Genomic DNA, 23,253 nt, shown 5'->3' on the forward strand with positions numbered 1-23,253 from the left:
CTGGCCCAAGTGCCACCGTGAGGAAGCATACCCTGGGTGAGGTACGCCGAAAATGCCTTGCTCCGACGCCGGTTGCGCCGCAGTAGGTTTAAGAAAACGCTTTGTCGGGCCGACTGCCCGGCTTTACCACCGGAATACCTGCCCGGCACAGCGGGCACTCATCGGGTGCGTAGGTAGCCGCCGTTACCGGCAGCAGGGCAAAGTTCGGAAAACTTAGCTCAGCATTGCCCCCCGTGCGGTCAATTAAACTCACGACGGCCAAAATTTCTGCGCCCAGGCTGATCAGCAGGCGGGCTACTTCGTTGGTGCTCTTCCCGGTAGTCACCACGTCTTCGGCAATGACGATTTTCTGCCCCGGCTCCACCGTGAAGCCGCGCCGCAGCGTCATCTGGCCCGTGTCGTCGCGCTCCGTAAAAATACCCGGGACGCCCAGCTGCCGGGCCAGCTCGTAGCCAATCACCACGCCGCCCATGGCCGGCCCGACTACCACATCGGGCTGCAAGCCGGCCTGCTGAATCAGCTGAGCCAGCTGCCGGGCAGCCGGCTCGGCCAGGTCGGGGCGGCGCAGGAAGCGGGCGCACTGTACGTAGGTATCGGAGTGCAGACCCGACGACAGGCGAAAGTGCCCGCGCAGCAGCGCGTCTTCCTGCAGCAGCTGCTGCTCCAGGGTTGCGGAGGTAGTGGTTTGGCTGACAGTCAAGGAAGGAGCTTGGTTAGGTATGGAGTAAAAAGCGACGGGCGGCTTTCGGTTACGCCAGCACCGGCCGCAGCTGGTTGATCTGCTCTACCAGCTGCCGGGCTACCGCGCCGGCTTCGGCCGCCTGCCACAGCACGCGGGACGTATTAATAAGGAGTCCCGACCCGTCGGCCCGCAGACCGGCCCGCAGCGTGGCGGCCAGATCTCCGCCCTGGGCTCCGACCCCGGGCACCAGAAACCACTGGTCCGGGCTCAGGCTGCGCAGCCGGCCCACGGCCTCGGCGTCGGTAGCCCCGACTACCAGACCGATGCCGCCGTGCTGCTCATCGAGCTTGCGGCCGACCTGGGCGGCGCAGTCGGAAAGGTAGCCGCCGCGGGTGAGGGCCACGTCCTGGAGGGAGTGGGCGGGCTTGTTAGAGGTTTTGGCCAGCACGAACACTATTTTGCCGGGCCGGGCAAAGGGCACAATGGCATCGTCGCCCATGTAGGGGTTCACCGTCACACCGTCGGCTCCCACGATGTCGTAGGCGAAGCGGGCGTAGTGGTCGGCGGTGTTGGCAATGTCGCCAAACTTGCCGTCCAGAATCACCGGAATATCCCCGGGAATGCGCCGCACCGTTTCGCGCAGCAGCTGCACCCCGTTTTCCCGGCTCAGGAAAAAAGCCAGATTGGGTTTGAAGGCGGCGGCATACTCGGCGGTCTGGTCGATAACTTCGGCCAGGCGGCGGGCCACCTGGGCGTCGTCGCCGATGGGGTCGAGGCCGACGCAGAGCAGGGTCTGGGCGAGGTGGGTGCGCTGAATCAGCTTTTCCATGCAGGTACAGTTTCAGGGTGAAGATGCGCGCATTCGGCGGCCAGGCGGGCCGTCAGGCCGGGCTCCAGCCATTCGCCGCTGGCAATCTGCACGGCGCGGGCCCCGCAGCGCAGAAAATCGGTGACGTGGGCGGCCGTAAACACGCCGCCGGTGCCGAAGACGGGCAGCGTGATTTGCTCGTCGTGGGCCAGCTCCCACACGCAGCGCAGGGCCACCGGCCGCAGCGCCTCCCCCGACAGCCCGCCGGCGACGGGGGCGGCGGTGGCATCTTCGGGCAGGTGCAGGGCTTTGAGCAGGTTGGTGGCGGCCAGGGCGTTGGCCCCACCTTCCTGGGCTCCCCGGGCGAGGCCCCGGATATGCTCGGGCCAGGGCGGCAGCTTCACGACCAGCACAGCTTCGGGCCCCAGCTCGTTGCGCACGGCCTGGGTGGCTTCGCGCACAAAGCGGGCGTTCAGCTCCTCCCCTTTTGCCGTGTCGGGCTGGGCAATGTAGATTTCGACCCCGGCAATGGAGTGGCCTACTTCCTGGGCCAGAAAACGGGCAATTTTGCGAAAGCCCGGAATGCCGGGCGCCGTGATGCTGACCAGCACCGGCACGCCGTAGCGCAGCAGGTTGGGCAGGTGCTCCTGCACCAGAATTTGCGCGTTTTCGGTGCGCATGTTCGTCGCGTTGAGCAGCGTTTGCTCATTCACCTGCCAGATGCCTTCCTCGTAGAGCCCCGGCCGCGGCTCCATGGTGACGGTACGGGTGAAAATTGCGCCTAGCCGCTCGTAGCCGGTGCCATCCAGCTGCCACGCAGCGGCGGCCAGGCAAATGGGGTTTTGCAGCGTGAGGGTTCCTAGTTGCATGATTGCGCGCGTTTAAATACCAGTGCCCTCCAGAGCTGACGAAGGCTTCCGCCAGCATTGCAGCAGCCTCTTTTCTCACCGGAAACCTACCGCTTCCGTGGTCAGAAGTACCTTCGCCAGCTCAGGAGAGCATATTTTATCTTGTCCGGTCCGGCGGCAGTGCCGCCGTAAAAGCAAAACGCCCGGTAGGAACCGGGCGCTCTGTTTAGTAGGCTACTAGATGACGTTGTCGCGGTTGATCAGGAACGGTACGCAGTTCCGGATGTCGGTCTGGCCGAGGATGAACTGGGCTACCCGGGCCATTCCTACGCCAGCGCCGGAGTGCAGCTTTACCTCGTGCTCCTTATGGAAGTCGATATACCAGTCGAAATCCGACAGCTTCATTCCCTGGCGCAGCAGGCCTTCCAGCATCGAGGAAGTTTCCAGCTTGTGGCGCAGCTTTTCGGCATCGAATTCGCGCTCGGCCGAGCCGGCCGACTCCCCAGCCAGGGGCAGCAGCAGGTCGGAAGAGTTGACCACGCGCGGGTCGTCGTCGTTGTTGCGCATGTTGAAGAACTTGATGTCGGCGGGGTAATGGGTCACGAACATCGGGCCCATCAGCTCGGTCAGGCGGCCTTCGTGCGGCGCTTCGAGGTCGTCACCCCACTGCAGCTCGGGGAAGCCTTCGGTTTTGAGCAGTTCCACGGCGTCGGCGTAGGTCATGCGCTTGAAAGTCAGGTTGGCCAAGTCGGCGGGGTTGCGGTCAAACAAAGCCAGCTCCTTGGCGCAGTCCTGGGCTACCTGCTTGGAAGCCGAGGCCACAATGCCGGACAGGTGGCCCAGCAGCTCGTCTAGGTCGCCGATGTGCTCAATCTCAAACAGGCTGAACTGCGCCAGGCGGCGGTTGTCGGCGTTCAGCTCCTTACGGAAGCTCTGAATTTCGCCGTACACCCGGCCCCCTTCGATGGCCTGGGTCAGCATCTCGATGTAGAGCTGGTTGGACTGGGGCAGGAACATTTTCTTGCCGTCGTACCAGTCGATGGTGAACAGCGTATCGGTGTTTTCGCAGGCGCCGGTTACGCCCACAATGTGCGGCATGTTGTGGATGCCGATAAAGCCCTCCGACTCTACGTACTTGCGGGCGCCGCGGATCATGGCATCCCATACTTTGATTACGGCCATCCGCTTGGGGTCCGTGCTCAGGTTCACGTTGCGGGTAGCGACGGGAGCGGCGGCTACCATCTGCTGGGCGAGGGTGGTGGTGTCGTTCATGGGTTTACCAGTATGGGTTGAAGGATTAGAAAAGGCGGGGATGCGAGACTGCCCGGGCCGAACTGGCCGGGCATAAAAAAACCGCTTCGGAAACCGGAGCGGGAGACGGGGCAAAAACCAGAAAAACAGAAAAACTAACGGGGGAAATGACCTTCCGGTCATCTCGCAGGACGTCGTTATGTCGAGTCCCGCGCTTCATTAGTTGTGGGCGTTGAGGTGAAGCACGTCGCAAAAGTACTAATTGTTACCAGCCCTACCCGATTGGTAACATTAACTTTGTGTTACCAAAATGTTACCACCTCCTTTAGGCCGGCCAATCCCAGCTTAGGGATTTTTCTGCCGGCTTCAGATAGTATAGAGCTGACTATCAAATGATTTTGTCTTATTTCAATTTTTCTGATTTATTTCAATAACAGGCACTACCTTTGTATAATACAGTTAATTAACCTCTCCAAAATACCGTTTGTTTCCCGGCTGATACTTGAATAAATTCTATATCAATTTGAATCATCAGAAATTCCTGCCGACGTTTTTGCTCGATTCTCCCTGTTTTCCCGCCCCCACCCGTCTGCATCCTGGATTTTGTAGGTTCTCTCTGACCATAACATATTCATAATTGCCTTTCGGGGGATCCATTATGGCCTGGGTCCTATCTTTGTCACCACACATTGCCTCCTTTTCCAACCTCCTTCGGTTATGAAAAAAGTGTTACTCGGATTCGTTTTTGCCTCTCTGCTGCTGGCGGCTCCGGTGGCCCGCGCCCAGGATGCGGCCTCCGCAACCATTGAGTACAGTGAGCAAGTACCCGCCGACGACCAGGGACGCGACGCCCTGTACCGCCGGGCTCTGGACTGGACGGAAAACCATTTCGCCTACGGCCCCACAACCGAGCTTAAGTTTGATCCAGCCACCGGAAGCGTCCGCGTGACGGGCACTGGCAAGGTAAAGCCCGTTACCCCCGCAGGAAAAGAGCAGGTGCAGGTCGTGCGCTTCACCTTCACTTTCCGCGCTACTGATACGGGTTATACCTACAGCGTCAGCTCTTTCAAGATGGTGCCCGACCCTAAGAAGCCGGACGAGGTTGTGCAGATGGCCGACTATCTTACCCAGCTCAGCCTGGAAAAAGCCAGCAGCCGCACCTTCAACGAGCGGCGGGTAACGGCCCAGGCCAACGCTTTGGCCAGTGAAGTAGCCATGAGCTTCCGGTCTTATATGAACAGTATTCCGGCCGGGGCGGAAGGAACAGTGGGCCTCCCGGCTACCGACAAAGACTAGCTCGCTTGCGTACAAGCAACAAGGCCTGCCGGAAATTCCGGCAGGCCTTGTTGCTTTATGGTCCTGCCCGCCGCCCGAAATCCGGGCTGTAAACAGGCTGCCAGGACCGCTGGTGATACCTCCTGCGCAGCGTCAGGTTGGCACGTTACGGAAGAGCGCGGCACTCACCGGGACCGCGCCGGCAGGGGCAGATACCGGGACTGGCCGGCTACGATAACTGGCTGAAGACTAAACCGGGGCCAAATGCGAATTTGGGGCAGTTTTACCTGCTCAAGCTGAAACAATTGAAAATCAGCGCCGCAGCTGATACTGCCCCAAAACGCAGGAAGCCGCGTTGCAGCGCGACTTCCTCAGTATTGCTCACTTACCTACGGGTTCACTCACTTCTAAATATACGAGTTAGCCCGAACAGATACACTATCAACTCTTATATAAGACTGCATTAATATGAGGCCGGCACCCCAACCAACAAAATGCCCCGGCTGCTAAGCAAGCAACCGGGGCATTTTACAGGCAGCTGAGCGCCTAGCGGGCCAGATTAGTTGGTTGGACCGGTATCGACGCGTGATTCGATAGAGCTCTGCACGGTAGACGACACCGCCGACAGCAGGTTGTAGCCGGTAGCCGCTTCAATGGCATCAACCGTGGTGCGGTACGTGGCCCAGTTGGTGTTTACCGTTTGCGTGTTAGGAGTGTTAATGGCAATGACGCGGGTGGCCGTCGTTACGCGGGCAGCGTCGCCGCTGCCGTTGGGCAGCACTACTACTACTTTCCAGCAGTTGCTGGGCACCGTGATTTTGCCACCGGCAATGGTTGTGGTATAGCCATTGAGGCCCGTGCCGCCGGTACCGTAGCTACCGCAGATGATGTAGAGCTCGTTGCCGGCATCGGCCAGGGTGCGGCAGTAGGTTTCGAGGCCGGCCCAGGTGCGCTGGTTGTTATTGGCGGCCTGGGGCATCATGTTGGTCATCACGAAGGTAGCCGAGTTATCGGCTACTGAGCCGGTGCGGTCAGCCGAAGGGCAGTTGTGGCCCCGGTCGAAGCCGGACCCGGTGTAGCTGCTGCTGGTAGCGCGAAACCAGCCGCTGGGCAGCGTGGCATCAGCGGCGAAATTATCCTGGCGGGGCGTGCTGCCCACCCAGGCGCTGCTCAGGTGCCAGCTCACCCAGTTTGGGATGCCCCGGTCGCGGTGGTAGGAGGCCGAAAACTGGCTTTTGGTCAGCAGGTAGTTGGTGTAGTTGGTGGTGCTGGTAGTGGCCCCACTCGGATTTCCCAAGGCAATGTTACTGTCGCGGGTGGCGGTAGCATCGGCAGTCTGCGAAACGGCCTGCGGGCCCGGCTTCACAGTTTCATCCTTAGCGCAGGACACGGCCAGGGAGCCAACCAGACAGAAACTCAGTACTCGGTAAAGGGTACGCTTCATACGAAAGGGAAATGGAGTGGGAAAGTGAACAAAAGGTAAAAACGGTGAGAAAGCCCAGATCTGCGGCAAAGATGGCCAACAGGCTAATGAAACAGGTTACCGGAATATTACCATTGTCAAACCAACACTCGTATCGACCAAAGCATTAGCAAGATTAGGTTAATACTGGACATTAATTACATAATATTATGTCATTCTCATGGCCCCTCCCAAATCGTCCGGGCTGCTCAATAACAGCACCGGGCGCTACAGTCGACTGCCCGCTAAGTTCAACGGCCGCTCGAATCCGGGCGCAGCCGGCAGGAGAGCCTGGCCCCGCCTGGCTCAGATAAGGGGCTCCGCAATGATGCAGGTCACGGGCTATGTCTGGCTCTGCATCTGTGTCCTTGCTGGCAGAGATAGAGGGCGGCGGCTTGGCAGCAGCGCAAAAAAGCCCCGCCAAACTGGCGGGGCTTTTAGTTGCTACTGCACTCTGCTCTTTATTCTAACTCTGTTTGTGGGCGGCCTTAGCGAGTGGCTACCGCCAGGCGCTGGGTGGCCATCCGGCGGCCGGCCGCATCGGTCAGCACCAAGTAGTACAGGCCGGAGCGCAGACCCGCCGTGGGCAGCACCACGAGCTGCGCGGTAGCCGGCTGGCTGCTTAGCTGCTCACCCCGGACCCCGTACACCTGAAGTCTAGCGCCCAGGCCAGGCTCACCGGGCAAGCGGACCTGCACCGGGTCGGTGCCGTTGGCCGGATTCGGATACACTGCCATCTGCGCCAGCTCCGGGCTTTTCATTCTGACGGCCGCCACCGGCGACACACTTTCTTTCCCATCCGTGTCTACCTGCCGGAGCCGATAATACAGAACGCTCACACCCTGGTCCGCAGCCTGTTCATCAGTAAACTGATAGCTGCGCTGCTGGGCGCTGGAACCGGCACCGGCGACCTTGCCAATGGCCCGGAAAACGGCATCAGTCCCCGCTGCCCGCTCAATAGTAAAGTGGCGGTTGTCCTTTTCGGAAGCCGTGGCCCAGGTCACGCTCACGGCTGCTCCAACGGCTTTGGCCTGAAAGGCTATCAGCTCAACCGGCAAAGGCGCCGGCGCGGTGATAATGGAAGGAAAACCCGTGGGCCGGTCTTCGGCAAAGGCGTAATACACCCGGGTCCGGTCCAGCAGACTCAGAGTATTGTCGACTTCCAGCTCGACCCGGCTGAAGTTCTGAGTTGTTAGAAACGACAGCTCAACCCGGCCATCGACCAGCAACCCCTGGCTGATCAGGTTGGCGCCGCTGGCGGTTTCCAGCAGCTGGTTGCCATCGACGCCGCCGTACGTTTTGATGCGGATAGCCCCGAGCAGCTGCGTATTCAGCAGGCCACTCCCCTGGTTCAGTATCACTCCGGCCGTGTTGCCCGCCAGACCCGGCCCGTTCAGGCTCATGCGCAAAGCAGTGGAAGTCACCGCGCCCAGCAGCCCGGTCCGGATTTCGGCGTAGTCGGTGACAGAGATGTTGCTGTCGGCGGCCCGCTCGGGGTTTTGCACGCTGGCGCAGAGCACGCACAGCAAGCCGTTGGAGTACACATCCGCTTTGTTGGTAGCGTCCGCAAAATTCGACAGCACCGGCATCTGGTCGGCAAAAACCCGGGGCTCGAGACCAAAGCCGTAGAACACGCTCAGGTTGTCCAGCACGCTCAGCAGGCTCGTACGGGTCAGCTCCACCGAATCAAACTCCTTGGAAGTGGCAAAGCTGATTTGCTGCTGTCCGTTGGGCAGCACCGTGAGCCGCAGCAACTGGCGGCCAGCCGCCGACTCCTGCGCCACTCCGTTCTTGTAGGTAGTGACGCGCAGTCCCGCCAGGGCGCTGACATCGAGCAGGCCCTGGCTGCCAATGACAAAGCCGGCGTAATAGCCCGCCGGCGCCGGCGCCTCCAGCCGCGTCCGCAGCGTGGTCGGGCAGCTGATGTTGGCCATGGTCCTGAACGTGGCATGGTTGGTCAGGGTCTGGTCCGTGGCCCGCTCCGGATTGCTTACCTCATTGTTGATGCACACGGTAATGCCATTCTCAACGACGGTGGTGCTGTAGTCGGTGCCGGCCACGGGTGTGTCGAAGCGCGTCAGTACGCCGGTGGCCGTGGTGACCAGGTTGGCATCGATGCCGTAGGCGTAATGTACATTCAGCTGATACCCCAGGCCGACCAGCGAGCCGGCCACGATTTCGACCTGGTCGAAGGGCTTCTTCGTCATGAATTCCACCCGTATTCTGTCGCCGTTACCACCAAGTATAATCTTGGCGACTTCTGCACTCACCAGCATTTCTTCCTGAAACTGGGAGCCGCCGCCTACTTTCTGATAGGTGCGCACCACCATGACGCCGGCTACATTCAGGTTTAGCAAGTCCAGGAGCCGGCCGGCCCGGCTCACTACCACGCCGGCCCGGTAGAAAGCGTCAGCGCGCCGCGACAAGTCCATTCGCAGCCCAATCGAATTCAGGCCCAGCGAAAGGGGCACATTGATAGTAGCGGCCGTTTCCAGGCTGGCATCGGTCGCCAACTCCGGGCGGGTCACGGAGCCGTAGCAGGTAGTGATGAACAGTTCGGTGACGCAGTTCTGAACCACCTTGGAGGCGTCGGAGGCGCCGGTATTGGAATAAATCGGCGCGCTGGTAGCGTGGGCCAGTTGCTGGCTTAAGCCCAGCAGCACCAGGAACAGCGTGGTGCGTACGATACGAGAGTAGTAGTGCAGTTTCATAAGAGCGTAGAGTTTAGACGGCTGTTCGTACAGCCTGGTACCCGCCCTGTGCAATCCGGCACCCAAACTGGCATACCCTATCTAGTATTCTTATTATCAGTTAGTTGTACATATATAATATTCTAAATATCTTCTCATGCCGGGACTTCCCTTCCTAATTTGAGAAAGTTTGGCAAAACCCGATTTTACCTCTATACTCGTAGCCTGGGCAGCATTTACCGGTTTCCCGCGGCCCAAAATCACTTCGCTGAACCTAGATAATTTCCGGCTGGTTGGTTTTTCCCGATTTGATTCTGCCTCGTATTTTTACCGTACATACTAGCCACGCTACTCCCTACCTTATGGCTACTTCTAATATTGTCAGTATTTTTATCGTTGAGGACAATGCCTGGTACGGCGAGCTACTGGAATACCGGCTGGCGCAAAACCCGGATTACCTGATTCGCCGCTTTACCACCGCCCAGGCCTGCCTCGACAACCTGAGCGCCAAGCCCGACCTTATCACGCTCGACTACTCGCTGCCCGACGGGCAGGGCGACCAGGTGCTGCGCCAGATCAAGGAAAAGCTGCCGGAGGTGGCCGTCATTGTGATTTCGGGGCAGGAAGACGTGCGCACTGCCATTGCCCTGCTCCGCCAGGGCGCCTACGACTACTTAGTGAAAGACGAGGAAACGGCCGACCGGCTCTGGAACGCCGTGGGCAACGTGTACCAGCAGCTGCGCCTGCGCCGCGAAAACCGCTGCCTGCGGGAGCAGATCGGGCAGAAGTATGACTCCCAGCAGGCCATTCTGGGGGAAAGCCCGCAGATCCGGCAGCTGCACTCTCTAATTGAAAAGGCGGCCCGGGCCAACATTTCCGTTTCCATCAGCGGGGAAACCGGTACCGGCAAGGAGCTGGTGGCCAAGGCCATTCACTTCCGCTCCGACCGGCGGACCGGACCCTTCGTAGCGGTAAACGTGGCGGCTATTCCGCGGGAGCTGCTGGAAAGTGAGCTGTTTGGCCACGAAAAAGGCGCCTTCACCGGGGCCGTCAGCCGGCGCGTGGGCCGCTTTGAGGAAGCCAACAAGGGCACGCTGTTTCTGGACGAAATTGCGGAGCTCGACCTGAGCCTGCAGGCCAAGCTGCTGCGGGTGCTGCAGGAGCGCGAAGTGAGCCGGGTAGGCGGCGGCGGCGCCATTGCCTTCGACGCGCGCCTGATGGTGGCCACCCACCGCGACCTGACCCAGGAAGTCAGGGACGGCCGGTTTCGCGAAGACCTGTACTACCGGCTGCTGGGGTTGCCCATTCTGCTGCCGCCGCTGCGCGAGCGGGGGCAGGATATCCTGCTGCTGGCCCGTACGTTTCTGAATAATTTCTGCCACCACAACAGCATGATGCTCTGCCAGCTGTCGGAGTCGGCTCAGCTGCTGCTGCTGCAGTACCCCTTTCCCGGTAATGTGCGCGAGCTCAAAGCCGTGGTCGAGCTGGCCGCCGTGCTGGCCGAGGGCGAGGAGATTCAGCCCCAGGACCTGTCGCTGCGCGGCAGCGCCCCGGGCCTGCCCAGCCTGGCGGCACCCACCGCGGATGAGTCGCTGAAAGCTCAGACGGCTCTGATTGTGCAGCGTTACCTCGACCTGCACCAGGGCAATATTGTGCAGGTAGCGGCCCGCCTGCAAATCGGAAAGTCTACCATCTATCGTATGCTTCAGCAGCAAGAGGTACGCATCAATTAATTTTTCAGCTAGCCGTGTTCCCGCATGACCTTGATCAGATATCGACAGCTGCGGCAGCAGCTCCGGCAGGCTCAGCGGGCGCAGGCCGACACCCAGGCCGAGCTGACGGCGCTGCAGGCGCAGGTAGCCCAGCAAACGACGGCCGCTACTCACCAGATAGCGACCCTGCTGCGGTCCATTCCCACGGCGCTGCTGGCCGAAGATGACCAGCAGCGGGTGGTGCTCGTCAACCAGCCCCTGTGCGACATGCTGGGGCTGCCCGGGGCCCCAGCGGCGTACCTGGGCCGGCCCTCCGCCGACATGATGGTCCAGGCCACCGTGCCGTTCCGGGATGAAGCCACCGTTCAGGCGCGCTGCCAGGCCGTGCGGGCCGCCCAGCAGCGCGTGAAGGGCCAGCTGCTCCGGCTCACCAACGGGGTAATCCTGCAGCAGGATTACCTGCCGGTCTTACAGCACGGCGCCACCACTCTGCACCTGTGGAGCTACGAGGACGTCACGCAGCAGCAGCAGCAGCAGGAACGGATGCGGGAGCTGTCGCGGCTGCCCGAGCAGAATCCGCAGCCGATTCTGCGCTGCAACGGGGCCGGTGAGGTGTACTATGCCAATCAGGCGGCCCACTCGGTGCTCACGCTGCTCGAGCAGCCGCAGGAACGGGAAAGCCGGGACTTTCTGCAGCACGAAATCCGGCTGGCGCTGGAAGAGCAGCAGACCCGCATCAGTGAGCGGCCCCTGGCGGGCCAGTTCTACCTGTGGACGGTGGTTCCTTTCGCCCCGCAGAGCCAGTGCAACGTGTACCTGACCGACATCACCACCCGCCGCCGCGTGGAAGTGGAGCTGCGCCGCACCCAGCTCTTCACCCAGCGCATCAACGACACGGTACCGACGCTGGTCTTCGTCTTCGACCTCGAAACGCTCAGCATCTCGTACTGCAACCAGCAGTGCCGGGCACTGCTGGGCTATACCGAAGCCGAAGTCATGGCGGCCGGCCCCCTGATTTTGCCCCGGGTTATGAGCCGGGAAGACTGGCAGAACTGGCAGCACCGCATCCCCAAGCTGGCCAGCCTGGCCGACAGCCAGACGCTGACGGCCGAGTACCAGGCCCGGCACCGCAACGGGCACTGGCGCTGGCTGCACGTCAAGAGCACCGCCTTTACCCGGCATGCTGATGGCACGGTCCGGCAGCTCGTGGTGGTGGGCGAAGACATCACGGACCGCCGCACCACCGAAGAAGCGCTGCGCCAAAGCCGGCTGTTTGTGGAGCGGGTCGCCAACACGGTGCCCAACCTGATTTATATCTACGACATCCAGCAGCTGCGCAACGTGTACTGCAACCGCTACGTCGAAACCGTACTGGGCTACTCGCCCGACGAGATGCAGGCCATGGGCACGCAGGTGCTCACCAGGATGATGCCCGAGCAGGAAGTCGGCCGCCTGCAAGCCCACTTTGAGGAAGTAACCCAACTGGCCGATGGTGAGTCGCGCGACATTGAGTACCACCTGTTTCACCGCAACGGCTCGGTGCGGTGGCTGCGCGTGAGCCACACGCCGTTCGAGCGCGACGCCGAGGGGCGGGTGCGGCTGCTGGTGGGGGCAGCCGAAGACGTGACCAACTGGAAGCTGGCCGAAGAGCAGCGGCGCTCCGCCAACCGGCGCCTGGCCGAGCAAAACCGGCTGTTCCGCCAGGTTATCGACACCACGCCCCACCTGATCTACCTCAAGGACGGCCACGGCAACTACCAGCTGGCCAACCAAGCCACCGCCGACCTTTACGACCTGAGCATCGACGAGGTGCTGCATACGGCCCCGGATAAGCTCCCGGGCCGGGCCGCCGATATCAACAGCTTTATCCAGACCGATCAGCAGGTTATTGCCACCGGCCACGACATTACCGAGGAAAAGGCCTTCACCCGGCCCAACGGGGAAGTAGTATGGTTTTACAGCATCAAGCGCCCCTTTGTGCTGGCCGACGGCACCGTGCAGGTCCTGGGCATCGACAGCAACATCACCGAGCTGAAGGGCACCCAGCAGGCGTTGGGGGCGGCCAAGGACGCCGCGGAGGAAAACACCCGGGTCAAGCAGGATTTTCTGGCCAACATGAGCCACGAGATTCGCACCCCCATGAACGGCATTCTGGGCCTGGCCGGGCTGCTGGCCAAAACGCCTCTGGATGAGCAGCAGGGCCAGTACCTGAGCCATATCCGCCACTCCGCCGAACAGCTGCTGGTTATCATCAACGATATTCTGGCCATGACCCAGCTGAGCTCCGGCAAGCTGCGCGTGGAAAACACCGCTTTCGAGCTGCAGGACGTGCTGCGCGCCTGCCACCAGCTGCTGCTGCCCCGGGCGGCCGAAAAAGGCATTGCCCTGGAGCTGGAGCTGCCACCCGGGGGCCGGCCCACCATCGTGTACGGCGACCCGTACCGGCTGCGGCAGATTCTGCTCAACCTGCTCAGCAACGCCGTCAAGTTTACCGAGCAGGGCAGCGTGCGCCTGCGCTGCCGGCGCCTCACCGACGCCGACGAGCAGGCCATCTTCGAGTTTGGCGTCAGCGACACCGGCATCGGCATTCCCCAGCACCAGCTCGGGCAGATTTTCGAGTCGTTTACCCAGGGCTCGGCCAGCACGGCCCGCGAGTACGGCGGCTCGGGGCTGGGGCTGAGCATTTCCTACGGGCTGGTGCAGCTGCTCGGCGGCGAGATTATCGTGGAAAGCACGCTGGGCGAAGGCAGCAGCTTTCACTTCAACCTGCCCTTCGGCACTGCCCAGGCCAGCGACGTGCCGACCCCGCCCCGCCCCGCGGCTCTGAACTACCGCAGCCTGGGCGCGCGGCGGGCGCTGCTGGCCGAGGACAACGCCGTAAACCAGTTTCTGGTCAAAACCCTGCTCCACAGCTGGGGCTTCCACGTCGATACCGCTACCACCGGACCCGAGGCGCTGGTCTGCTTCCGCCAGAATGCCTACGATGTGGTGCTGATGGACATTCAGATGCCGGGCATGGATGGGGCGGCAGCCACCCGGCTGCTGCGCCAGCACCCCGATCCGCAGCGGGCGGCCACGCCGGTGCTGGCCCTCACGGCCCACGCCATGCGCGGCGAGGCCCAGCGCTACCTGGCCGCCGGCTTCAATGCCTACCTCTCCAAGCCCTTCCGGGAAGAGGAGCTGTTCCGCATTATTGCCGACCTGCTCCAGGGCCGCGCCTTTGTGGTCCCCCCGGCGCTGGCAGCGGCCGAAACGCCCGCCCCGCCCGCCATTGTGCTGCTCTATGATCTGAGCGGTATCCGGCGGCTGGCCAACGGCAACGAGGACTTTGTGGGCCGGCTGGTGCAGCTCTTTATCCAGACTACGCCGCCCATTGTGCGCGAGCTGGAGCAGCACCTAGCCGACCAGCAGTGGACCCCACTGGCTTCTACCGCCCACCACCTGAAAAGCTCCCTCGATGGCCTGCACATCCGCTCCCTGCATGCGGTGGTCCGCGAGCTGGAAGCCTGTGCCACCACCGCAGCGGATCCGCAGCGGCTGGCCCGGCTGGTAACCCAGGTGCGGCTGGTGACGGACCAGGTAATCGGGCAGCTCCAGCAAGAATTCACAACTTAACCCCGCGCTATCCGCTTTAAGGGTGGTGTCAGCGGCAGTTTCCGCGGTTTCTCTACTTTCTTCTATGGCTCCTCGGGTTGAACCTACGGTTGATACCATCGTCATCGGCGCCGGGCAGGCGGGGCTGGCGGCGGCGTATTACTTGCAGCAGCACGGCGTCAGCTTCGTCGTGCTCGACGACCGGCCGGCCGTCGGCGAGGTCTGGGCGGCGCGCTTCGATGCCCTCACGCTGTTTTCGCCGGCCTGGGTTAGTGGCCTGCCGGGCTACGGCTGGTCCGGCAACGCGCTGCGCTACCCCAGCAAGGACGAAGCCGCTCAGTATCTGCGCGACTATGCTGCCCACTTCCGGTTTCCGGTGCACCTGCAGCAGCGCGTGATGCGCGTGGCGGCCCTGCCTGCGGGTGGCTACGCCGTGGATACGGCCGCTGGCCGCTACTACCGAAGCCGCGCCGTCATCATTTGCACCGGCGCCTACAATGCGCCCCGGCAGCCCGCTTTCGCCGCCGAGCTGGCTTCCTCCGTGGTGCAGCTCCACAGCCGCGACTACCGCCGCGCCTCTCAGCTGCCGGGCCACGGACCGGTGGCCGTGGTGGGCAGCGGCAACTCAGCCCTGCAGATTGCCGCCGACCTGGCCGCCACCGGCCGGCCCGTGTACGCGGCCTACGATGAGCAGACGCCGGCCCTGCCCAACAACACCGCCATGTGGTCCTTCCTGACCGTTACGGGCCTGTTGCGGGCCTCCCGCCACTCGTCGCTGGGCCAACGCCTGCTGCACCGCCCCGAACCCGTCGTCAGCAGCGACCTGGCGCGCCTGCACCGGTTTGCCAACGTGCACTTCATCGGCCGCGCCCGGCAGGTGGCTGGCCAGACTTCCCTGCAGGGCACCGAGCTGACCACGCCGCCTTTGGAAGCCGTGGTGTGGGCTACCGGCTACGGCCCCGCTTATTCGTGGCTGGCCGTGCCCGTGCTCGACGCGGCCGGGGAGCCCCGGCACCACCGGGGCCTGAGCCCGGCGCCCGGCCTGGCCTTTCTGGGGCTGCCCTGGCTTAACAGCCGCAGCTCCGCCCTGATGGGCGGCGTGGGCCGCGACGCCCGGTTCGTGGTGGAGAGCCTGCTGAAAACAACATAATTATACTGAAACCCAACCGCTGGTTTTCAGGTTGATAGACTTGTAACCAATGCCTAGACGCCCACTGTTCAAATCCTGGTTGTTGCCGCTGGTTTTCTTTTCGTCTTTAACTCCCTACTCATGTCCTTCCTCCTCTTCACGGGCTTAGTGGCCGCCACCGCGCTGCTCATTCTCAATACGTTCGATAGCCTGAAGAAAACGCTGCAGCCCGTGCCGGTGCGCGTGCGCAACAACCGCTAGGCTTGCCTGTAAACGGCAAAGACGACGCCCCCATTCGGAGGCGTCGTCTTTTTTTGGTAGCCCACGACTTTCGGCAGCCCCGTAAAAACTAAAAGCAGCCCTGACGAGCTGCTCTTGCTTATTTTCAGGTCGTAGCCTTTCAGTGAATGACCAGCTTGCGCATTTCACTGGCGTTTTCGGCTTCCAGCTTGACATAGTACAGGCCGCTGGCAAACTTGGAGAGGTCCAGCGTTTTGGGGCCGTTCAGCTCCGTGATGGTTTCGCGGTAGATGACGGTACCGATGACGTTGAGAATGCGCAGCTCCATCTTGCGGCCTTCGAAACCGTTGATGGCAATGTGCACGATGCCGTTGCTGGGGTTCGGATACACCAGAAACGACTTCTCATCGGCCGGACGGGCCACGGCGGGACGCGGAGTAGCCACCTGCGCCGAGGCCGCCGACAGCGGGGTGGATATGGCTCCCAGGCAGAAAAGCGAGAGCAGGAAAGTCAGGCGTAAGCGTTGTATCATAGCGTACTGTAGCGTGAAGTCGGAGCCAGGGTCGAATAAATTGCTTAACGACAGGCACCGGATTAGGTTTGCAAAGATAATACGGAATATTAAGCAGAATCGATAAATATAACTGGTCTGCTTTAAATAAATCATCTACTCGCTGTTTCTCACCTTCTTACTACCTGAATCAAGTTGGACGTTCTCATTATTGGCGGCGGGCTGGGCGGACTCACCGCGGCCCTGGATCTGCGGCAGCGCGGCTACGCCGTGACGCTGGTGGAGCGCAAGCGCTACCCCTTCCACAAGGTCTGCGGCGAGTACGTCTCCAACGAGGTGCTGCCCTACCTGCGCCGCCTGGGCGCCGACCCGGCCGCGCTGGGGCCGGCGGCCATCACCCGCTTCCTGCTCAGCTCGCCCCAGGGCCGCACGCTCACCGCGCCGCTCGATCTGGGTGGCTTTGGCGTCAGCCGCTACGCCCTCGATTATTTCCTCTATCAGCAGGCCAGCGCCTTGGGAGTGGAGTTTGAGCAGCAGGCCACCGTGACGGACGTAACCCTCGATGCGGCCACCGACCGGCACGAGGTAACGCTGGCGGATGGCCGCCGGCTGCGGACCCGGACCGTGCTGGGGGCCTACGGCAAGCGGGCCAACCTCGACCGGCAGCTGCAGCGCGACTTTTTTCAGCGCCGCTCCCCTTACCTGGGCGTGAAACACCACCTGCGCCTGCCCGACTTTCCCCGCAACCTGATTGCCCTGCACAACTTCGCCGATGGCTACGCCGGCATCTCGGCCATTGAGGACGACAAGCTCTGCTTCTGCTACCTCACCACCCGGCAAAACCTAAAAACCCACGGCACCATCGCCCAGCTCGAAGCCCGGGTGCTGGCCCGCAACCCCCACCTGGCGCACATTCTGGACGCGGCCGAGATGCTGTACCCGCAGCCTGAGGTTATCAACGCAATTTCGTTTGCGCCCAAAAGCTGCGTCGAAAACCATGTGCTTATGTGCGGCGACGCGGCCGGGCTGATCACGCCGCTCTGCGGCAACGGGATGGCCATGGCCATGCACGGCGCCGAAATAGCGGCCCGCCACCTCCACGAGTTCCTGGGCCGCCGCACCACCCGCCCCCAGTTGGAGGCTGCGTACCGGCGGGAGTGGCAGCACCACTTCGGGCAGCGCCTGCGCGTGGGCCGGGCGGTGCAGGGCTTGTTTGGGCGCCCTATTCTGAGTGAAGCGGCCGTGGGCGGGCTGCGCTTTCTGCCGGGCGTGGTGCGGGGCCTGATGCGCCAGACGCACGGCCCGGTATTTTAACCCTGATTTTGTACTCCTCCCCAGCAAGCCGCAGCCGCGGCAATTGCGTATACTGCGCTCAATGACCAGCTACCTGTGTGCCATTGGCACCGCCACCCCACCCCACCGTATTGCCCAGCCCCAGATTGCCAGCTTTATGGCCCAGGCGCTGCAGTTTGACGACGATAATGCCCGCCGGCTCCGGGCGCTGTACCGCGTCACCGGCATCGGCCACCGCTACTCGGTGCTGCCCGACTACGCCCGCGAAAACGGCGACTTCACGTTCTTTCCCAATACGCCTGGCCTGGAGCCTTTTCCCGGCGTGGGCCAACGCATGGCCGTGTACCGCGAGCATGCCCTGCCCCTTTCCGTAGCCGCCGCCCAGAATTGCCTGCGCCAGCTGCCCGAGGTAACCATGGACTCCATTACCCACCTGGTCACGGTGAGCTGCACGGGCATGTACGCCCCGGGGCTGGACATCGAGCTGGTGCAGGCGCTGGGCCTGCCTTCGAACATCCGCCGCACCTGCGTCAACTTCATGGGCTGCTACGCGGCTTTCAATGCCCTGAAGCTGGCCGAAGCCTTCTGCCAAGCCGATGCCCAGGCCCGGGTGCTGATTGTGTGCACCGAGCTGTGTACCATTCACTTCCAGAAAAACCCCGAAGACGACCACCTCGTTTCCAACGCCCTGTTCGGCGACGGGTCGGCGGCGGCGCTGGTGCAGGCCGTGCCAGCCCGGAGCGGGCCCAGCCTGGCGCTGGCCGCCTTTCACTGCGGCCTGGAGCCCGACGGCCACGCCGACATGGCCTGGCATATCAACGACTTCGGCTTCGAAATGACCTTGTCGTCGTACGTGCCGCGCATGATTCAGAAGGGCATCCGCAAGCTCACCGAGGATCTGCTGCAGAACCTGCCGGTGCAGCTGCGCGACATTCACTCGTTTGCCATTCATCCGGGGGGACGCAAGATCCTGGAAACCATCGAGAAGGAGTTGGGCATGAGCCCCGAGGACAACCGCTTTGCCTACCAGGTGCTGCGCGAGTACGGCAACATGTCGTCGGCCACGGTGCTGTTTGTGCTGCGCGAGCTGCTGGCGTCCCTGACCCCGGCCGACGCGGGCGCGCCGGTGCTGAGCTTTGCCTTCGGCCCGGGCCTGACGCTGGAAGCCATGCTGTTGCAGGTGCAGTATGCCTGATTTCACCACCCGAGCCCGCGAGGAGGAGCTGATGGACGACCTGACGCTGGCCTCCGACGCGCTGCGCCAGAACCTCGACGAGCTGGAAACCATCAACACCTGGCTGGGTGGCTACCGGGTGGTGCTCAACGCGCTGAGCCGCCTGCAGCCCCGCTTCCCGGCGGGCCGCGCCCTGCGCCTGGCCGACCTGGGCAGCGGCGGCGGCGACACGCTCCGCCACATTGCCCGCTGGGCCCGGCGCCGGCAGGTGCCCGTGGAGCTGGTGGGCATCGACGCCAACGCTTTCATGATCGGCTACGCCACCGAAAAAGCCCGCGACTTTCCCACCATCAGCTTCCGACAGCAGGATATTTTCTCGCCCGGGTTTCGTCGGCAGCCCTTCGACGTCATCACCTGCAGCCTGTTCTGCCACCATTTCAGCGACGCCGACTTAGTGACCCTGCTGCGCCAGCTCCGGGAGCAGGCCGGGCTGGGCGTTATCATCAACGATCTGCACCGCCACCCGCTGGCCTACTACAGCATCAAGTGGCTGACCCGGCTGCTGGGCGGCTCTTACCTCGTGCAGAACGATGCGCCCCTGTCGGTAGCCCGCGCCTTCACCCGCGCCGACTGGACCGCGCTGCTGGCCCGGGCCGGCATTGAAAAGTACGAGCTGCGCTGGCAGTGGGCGTTCCGCTGGCAGGTTATCTTTTAGAAATACAGCTCCTGGGCTACCCGAAACGTGTTGGCGTGGGCTTCCACGATGTCAGCAATCCGTTCGGAGTAGCCGCCGCCCATGCCCACGACCACCGGAATTTCGTGGCGGTGGCAGAGGCCCAGGACCAGCTCGTCGCGCTGCCGGCAGCCGGCCCGGGTGAGGCCCAGGTGGCCCAGCTTGTCGGTAGCCAGCACGTCTACGCCGGCCAGGTAGAACACGAAATCGGGCTGCACCTCGTCGAGCAGGCGGGGCAGGGTGGCGCCCAGCAGCCCCAGGTACGCCGCGTCGTCGGTGCCGTCGGCCAGCGCCAGGTCCAGGTCCGACTGCTCCTTGCGGTGGGGGTAGTTGCGGGCTCCGTGCATGCTGAAGGTGAACACCCGCGGCTCGTGCCGGAACAAGGCCGCCGTGCCGTTGCCCTGGTGCACGTCGAGGTCCACAACCAGAATTTTCTGCACCGCCGGCTCGTGGGCCAGCAGGTAGTTGGCCGCTACGGCCTGGTCGTTGAGCAGGCAGAACCCTTCGCCCCGGTCGGCAAAGGCGTGGTGGGTGCCACCGGCAATATTGAGGGCAATACCGTGCTGCCGGGCCCGGCGCACGCACTCCACGGTGCCTTCCAGAATCGTTATTTCCCGCTCAATCAGCGGCGCCGACCACGGGAAGCCGGTGGCCCGCTCCTCGGCGCGGGTAAGCTGGCCCAGCTTCAGCCGCTGGTAGTAGTCGGCCGCGTGGGTGCGCAGGATTTCGGCTGCGGGCAGCGGCGGCGGCCGGAACAGGCTGGCTTCGGTGATGGTGCCTTCGCGCAGCAGCTGCTCGGGCAGCAGCTCGTACTTGAGCATCGGAAAGCGGTGGCCGGCGGGCAGCGGGTGGGCGTAGAGCGGGGCCCAGGCAATGGAAAGCATAGGCAGGTGGTACGGCCCGGACGCCAAAACAGCCGCCCGGCAAGGCAGCTGTTTTGGGGTTGGGTACTTGATGTGGGACATACTGGGCTCGAACCAGTGACCCCTACCTTGTCGAGGTAGTGCTCTGAACCAACTGAGCTAATATCCCATCATACGCTTCTGGTGGCGGCCGGAAAGGGCCAAAGATACGGGCCGCCTCCAAATATTCGACTTATGCCCGTAAGTTTTTTTTAAGCCTGTGCGGCTTCGGGCGCAACTTTCTCTGCGGGGCAAAGTATAGCGCCTTACCAATGCACGATACCGCGGCTATTCTCGCGGCCCTATCTCTGACCAAACCACTGCTTGCAGCCATGAAAAAAATCACTCTACTCTTGGCCCTGGCTCTGACCAGCGTTGCCGCCTTCGCCCAGGAAATTGACAAAATCGGCGCCCGCGCCTCCTCCGACTACGCCGGCGGCTCCGGCGGCCACGACTCCCGCAACACCGGCTTCGGCATCAAAGGCGGCCTGAACTTCGCCGACATCTACGGCGACAATAAGAAGAACTATACCGACGGCTCCAACTACAAGTCCTTCCACGCGGGCATTTATGGCCAGTACGGCTTCAGCGACAAGTTCTCGATTCAGCCCGAGCTGCTGTACACCCGCCAGGGTTTCAAAGGCGGCTCCACGTACACCAACGGCACCACGACCACAACCGTAAACGAGCGGCGCCTGGACTACGTGCAGGCCCCCGTGCTGCTCGTGTACAACATCCTTGACAACGTGAGCATCCACGCCGGCCCGCAGTTTTCGCTGCTGACCAAAGTTGTGGAAGATGGCAAAGAGCGGAAGATTGCCAATGAAGGCAACACCTATGGCTACAGCTACAGTAGCATCGACTACGGCGTTTCGGCCGGCGCCGAAGCCCGGGTAGGCCCGGCCCGCGTGGGTGCCCGCTACACGGCCGGCTTTGCCGACGTAATCAACAACCAGATTGCCGTAGCCGGCAACAAAGCCATTGAGGACGTCAAAAACAGCGTTTTCCAGGTATATATCGGTGTGGGCTTCGCCCGCTAGCCTCCTGGCTTGAGCACAAAAAAAGGAAGCCTGCGGGCTTCCTTTTTTTGTGTCCGGATTCTGCCACCTTTGTCCGTATGCTGACGTTTCTGCCTTTCTCCCTAGCGGCCGTGCTGCCCCTGATCAACCACGACCGGGAACTGCTGGCCGAGCGCGGAATGGCCGTGCTGGCCACCTGGGCTCTGCTGAATCTGGTGGTAAGCGGCTATTCCCTGGCCCGCACCAACGGCCGCACGCCCGCCCACTACTTCCACCAGATGAACGTGGGCTGGAATTTTGTGAATGCCGTGCTGGCCGTGGTCGGCATGGTGCGCGCCCACCCCAACCAGGTGGCCGGCCTGACGCTGGCCGACAGCCTGACGGCGCAGTTTGACTTCGAGAAGATCCTGCTGCTGAATGCGGGGCTCGACGTGGCCTACCTGTGTATCGGGAGCTGGCTGCGGGCGCGGGGGGCCGTAGCTGCTCAGCGACCCGAGCGGCTGCTGGGGTTTGGCCGCTCCCTGTGGCTGCAGGGAGGCTTCCTGCTGCTGTTCGACCTCAGCCTCTACTTTGTCTACCACCAGTATGCCGCCCCACTGCTGAAGCTGGTGCCGTAATCTTCGGGCACAAAAAAGCTCCCCGCCGGCCGTGCAGCCAGCGGAGAGCTTACGGATAGTAGTGCCGGCCTCTACGCCTGCACCGCCGCCTTGGTCAGGGCTTCTTTGATCTTCTCATTGAAGTTGGGAATATCCTGCGGGTTGCGGCTGGTGATGAGGTTGCCGTCGACAACGACGGTTTCATCCACCCAATGGGCGCCGGCGTTGGTGAGGTCGGTTTTGAGGCTGGGCCAGCTCGTCATTTTCTTGCCGCGCACCACGTCGGCTTCCACCAGCGTCCAGGGGCCGTGGCAGATGGCGGCCACGGGCTTGCCGGAGCGCACAAACTCGCCGATGAAGCTTACCGCTGCCTTCTCGGTGCGCAGCACGTCGGGGTTCATCTGCCCGCCGGGCAGCACCAGCGCGTCGTAGTCGGCTACCTGCGCGTCGCCGATAACCTTGTCGACGCTCACTTTGTCGCCCCAGTCTTTGGCCGGGCCGTCCCAGCCCTTGATGGAACCGCTTTTCAGGGAAATAACGTGGGTTTCGGCGCCCTCGCCCTCAAGGAATTTCTTGGGGTCGTCCAGCTCGGACTGCTCGAAGCCGTCGGTGGCGAGGATGGCTATTTTCTTGCCTTTGAGGCTGTCACTGCTGAAGATACTCATGTCGTCGGGGTTTGGGAAAGAATAGAACGGAAAGCGAAAAGCCAGCTTCGCGCGGCGAAACTGGCTTTCTCTTAACGTAGCCCGCCGACCCGGGTTGGTACATTATTCCTCCTTCCGGTCGCGCTTAAGCTGCTTGCGCAGGTGCTTCACCCGCTCGTCGAACCCATCGGGGTCGTAGCTCACGCCCTCCACATCGAGCTGGTCGAGCAGGTCCATCACGGCGTCGGAGTGGTCGGTGCGGGTACCGGACTGCACGCGCACAAAGGCCATTTCCGACCACAGCACCGCCTTCAGCCGGCTGCCGTCCTCGCTGAACATCAGCATCTCCACGACCAGGTTGGAGTTGTCGAAGTGGATAAGCTGGGTGCGGATCCGCACGGTTTCGCCGTGGTTGGCAGGCCGCAGGTACGCTAGGTGGTGCTTGGTAATCACCCAGCCCGCGCCTTCTACCTGCGCCATCTTCCCCAGATTCAGGGCGTAGTGCTGGGTGGTATGGTCCTCGCGGGCATTAAGGAAATAGTCGAGGTAGCGGGCGTTGTTGAGGTGGCCCAGCATGTCGCAGTCCTGGAAGTGGATGCGGTGCGTGGTTTCGGGCGTCTGGAGCAATGGGGTGGTCATGGGCAAGGCAGGAGCAGAGAACCGCAAAGCTCGCGGTATTGGTCCAGAGTA

General features: G+C 62.5%; 19 protein-coding genes and 1 tRNA gene. 9 read left to right on the forward strand and 11 right to left on the reverse strand.

The genetic code is table 11. The features are described from left to right. Nucleotides 1-88: 88 nt before the first annotated feature. The 4 genes from pyrE to ABD842_RS01000 form a co-directional block, all read right to left on the reverse strand. Nucleotides 89-700, reverse strand: a complete 612-nt coding sequence (gene pyrE, locus ABD842_RS00985; protein WP_345108753.1) for an orotate phosphoribosyltransferase — start codon at nt 698-700, stop codon at nt 89-91. 49 nt (nt 701-749) lie between these two features. Beyond that, complete coding sequence (gene pyrF / locus ABD842_RS00990) at nt 750-1,511, reverse strand: orotidine-5'-phosphate decarboxylase (RefSeq protein WP_345108756.1); 762 nt, start codon at nt 1,509-1,511, stop codon at nt 750-752. Then, on the reverse strand, nt 1,499-2,359 hold the full coding sequence (locus tag ABD842_RS00995) for a dihydroorotate dehydrogenase (protein ID WP_345108759.1): 861 nt from the start codon (nt 2,357-2,359) through the stop codon (nt 1,499-1,501). The genes pyrF and ABD842_RS00995 overlap by 13 nt, the downstream gene beginning before the upstream one ends. Nucleotides 2,360-2,575: 216 nt before the next feature. After that, nucleotides 2,576-3,610, reverse strand: a complete 1,035-nt coding sequence (locus tag ABD842_RS01000; RefSeq protein WP_345108762.1) for an amino acid--tRNA ligase-related protein — start codon at nt 3,608-3,610, stop codon at nt 2,576-2,578. Nucleotides 3,611-4,306: 696 nt separating this feature from the next. On the opposite strand from ABD842_RS01000, the gene ABD842_RS01005 reads away from it, so the two are divergent. Beyond that, on the forward strand, nt 4,307-4,885 hold the full coding sequence (locus tag ABD842_RS01005; protein ID WP_345108765.1) for a DUF4468 domain-containing protein: 579 nt from the start codon (nt 4,307-4,309) through the stop codon (nt 4,883-4,885). Nucleotides 4,886-5,423: 538 nt separating this feature from the next. On the opposite strand, the gene ABD842_RS01010 is transcribed toward ABD842_RS01005, so the two are convergent. Together ABD842_RS01010 and ABD842_RS01015 are read right to left on the reverse strand one after the other, a co-directional pair. Next, the gene (locus tag ABD842_RS01010; protein ID WP_345108768.1) at nt 5,424-6,308 is read right to left on the reverse strand and encodes a DNA/RNA non-specific endonuclease; all 885 of its coding nucleotides are present in this window, start codon (nt 6,306-6,308) and stop codon (nt 5,424-5,426) included. Between the two features lie 506 nt (nt 6,309-6,814). Further along, the gene (locus ABD842_RS01015) at nt 6,815-9,037 is read right to left on the reverse strand and encodes a hypothetical protein (protein ID WP_345108771.1); all 2,223 of its coding nucleotides are present in this window, start codon (nt 9,035-9,037) and stop codon (nt 6,815-6,817) included. A 341-nt stretch (nt 9,038-9,378) separates the two neighbouring features. Between ABD842_RS01015 and ABD842_RS01020 the strand changes: the two genes are divergently transcribed. From ABD842_RS01020 to ABD842_RS01030, 3 genes are all read left to right on the forward strand, one after another. Then, on the forward strand, nt 9,379-10,749 hold the full coding sequence (locus ABD842_RS01020) for a sigma-54-dependent transcriptional regulator (RefSeq protein WP_345108774.1): 1,371 nt from the start codon (nt 9,379-9,381) through the stop codon (nt 10,747-10,749). A 24-nt stretch (nt 10,750-10,773) separates the two neighbouring features. After that, nucleotides 10,774-14,343: a PAS domain S-box protein gene (locus tag ABD842_RS01025; protein ID WP_345108777.1), complete on the forward strand. Its 3,570-nt coding sequence runs from the start codon at nt 10,774-10,776 to the stop codon at nt 14,341-14,343. Between the two features lie 64 nt (nt 14,344-14,407). Next, nucleotides 14,408-15,472: a flavin-containing monooxygenase gene (locus tag ABD842_RS01030; protein ID WP_345108779.1), complete on the forward strand. Its 1,065-nt coding sequence runs from the start codon at nt 14,408-14,410 to the stop codon at nt 15,470-15,472. Between the two features lie 379 nt (nt 15,473-15,851). Here the strand turns inward: ABD842_RS01030 and ABD842_RS01035 are convergent, their stop codons facing one another. Continuing rightward, nucleotides 15,852-16,223 carry a T9SS type A sorting domain-containing protein gene (locus ABD842_RS01035; protein ID WP_345108782.1) on the reverse strand — a complete coding sequence of 124 codons (372 nt, stop codon included), beginning with the start codon at nt 16,221-16,223 and terminating at the stop codon, nt 15,852-15,854. A 174-nt stretch (nt 16,224-16,397) separates the two neighbouring features. Between ABD842_RS01035 and ABD842_RS01040 the strand changes: the two genes are divergently transcribed. From ABD842_RS01040 to ABD842_RS01050, 3 genes are all read left to right on the forward strand, one after another. After that, nucleotides 16,398-17,516 carry an NAD(P)/FAD-dependent oxidoreductase gene (locus ABD842_RS01040; protein ID WP_345108785.1) on the forward strand — a complete coding sequence of 373 codons (1,119 nt, stop codon included), beginning with the start codon at nt 16,398-16,400 and terminating at the stop codon, nt 17,514-17,516. A gap of 61 nt (nt 17,517-17,577) precedes the next feature. Then, a complete protein-coding gene (locus ABD842_RS01045; RefSeq protein WP_345108788.1) occupies nt 17,578-18,690 on the forward strand; it encodes a type III polyketide synthase in 1,113 nt (370 codons plus the stop codon). Next, the gene (locus tag ABD842_RS01050; protein ID WP_345108790.1) at nt 18,683-19,384 is read left to right on the forward strand and encodes a methyltransferase domain-containing protein; all 702 of its coding nucleotides are present in this window, start codon (nt 18,683-18,685) and stop codon (nt 19,382-19,384) included. The genes ABD842_RS01045 and ABD842_RS01050 overlap by 8 nt, the downstream gene beginning before the upstream one ends. Here the strand turns inward: ABD842_RS01050 and ABD842_RS01055 are convergent. Both ABD842_RS01055 and ABD842_RS01060 read right to left on the reverse strand, forming a co-directional pair. Continuing rightward, nucleotides 19,381-20,286, reverse strand: coding sequence for a histone deacetylase family protein (locus tag ABD842_RS01055; protein ID WP_345108793.1), 906 nt, complete (start codon nt 20,284-20,286; stop codon nt 19,381-19,383). The genes ABD842_RS01050 and ABD842_RS01055 overlap by 4 nt on opposite strands. A 73-nt stretch (nt 20,287-20,359) precedes the next feature. Then, nucleotides 20,360-20,434 (reverse strand) — tRNA-Val (locus ABD842_RS01060). 202 nt (nt 20,435-20,636) lie between these two features. Between ABD842_RS01060 and ABD842_RS01065 the strand changes: the two genes are divergently transcribed. Both ABD842_RS01065 and ABD842_RS01070 read left to right on the forward strand, forming a co-directional pair. Then, entirely contained in the window at nt 20,637-21,344 is a 708-nt protein-coding gene (locus ABD842_RS01065; RefSeq protein WP_345108795.1) for a porin family protein, read from the forward strand. Between the two features lie 77 nt (nt 21,345-21,421). Next, entirely contained in the window at nt 21,422-21,940 is a 519-nt protein-coding gene (locus ABD842_RS01070) for a DUF6992 family protein (RefSeq protein ID WP_345108798.1), read from the forward strand. A gap of 71 nt (nt 21,941-22,011) precedes the next feature. On the opposite strand, the gene ABD842_RS01075 is transcribed toward ABD842_RS01070, so the two are convergent. Together ABD842_RS01075 and ABD842_RS01080 are read right to left on the reverse strand one after the other, a co-directional pair. Next, nucleotides 22,012-22,584, reverse strand: a complete 573-nt coding sequence (locus tag ABD842_RS01075; protein WP_345108801.1) for a type 1 glutamine amidotransferase domain-containing protein — start codon at nt 22,582-22,584, stop codon at nt 22,012-22,014. A 102-nt stretch (nt 22,585-22,686) separates the two neighbouring features. Beyond that, nucleotides 22,687-23,202, reverse strand: a complete 516-nt coding sequence (locus ABD842_RS01080; protein ID WP_345108804.1) for an acyl-CoA thioesterase — start codon at nt 23,200-23,202, stop codon at nt 22,687-22,689. Nucleotides 23,203-23,253 lie beyond the last annotated feature (51 nt).

The organism is Hymenobacter algoricola (genome assembly GCF_039539525.1).
Taxonomy (GTDB): Bacteria; Bacteroidota; Bacteroidia; order Cytophagales; family Hymenobacteraceae; genus Hymenobacter; species Hymenobacter algoricola.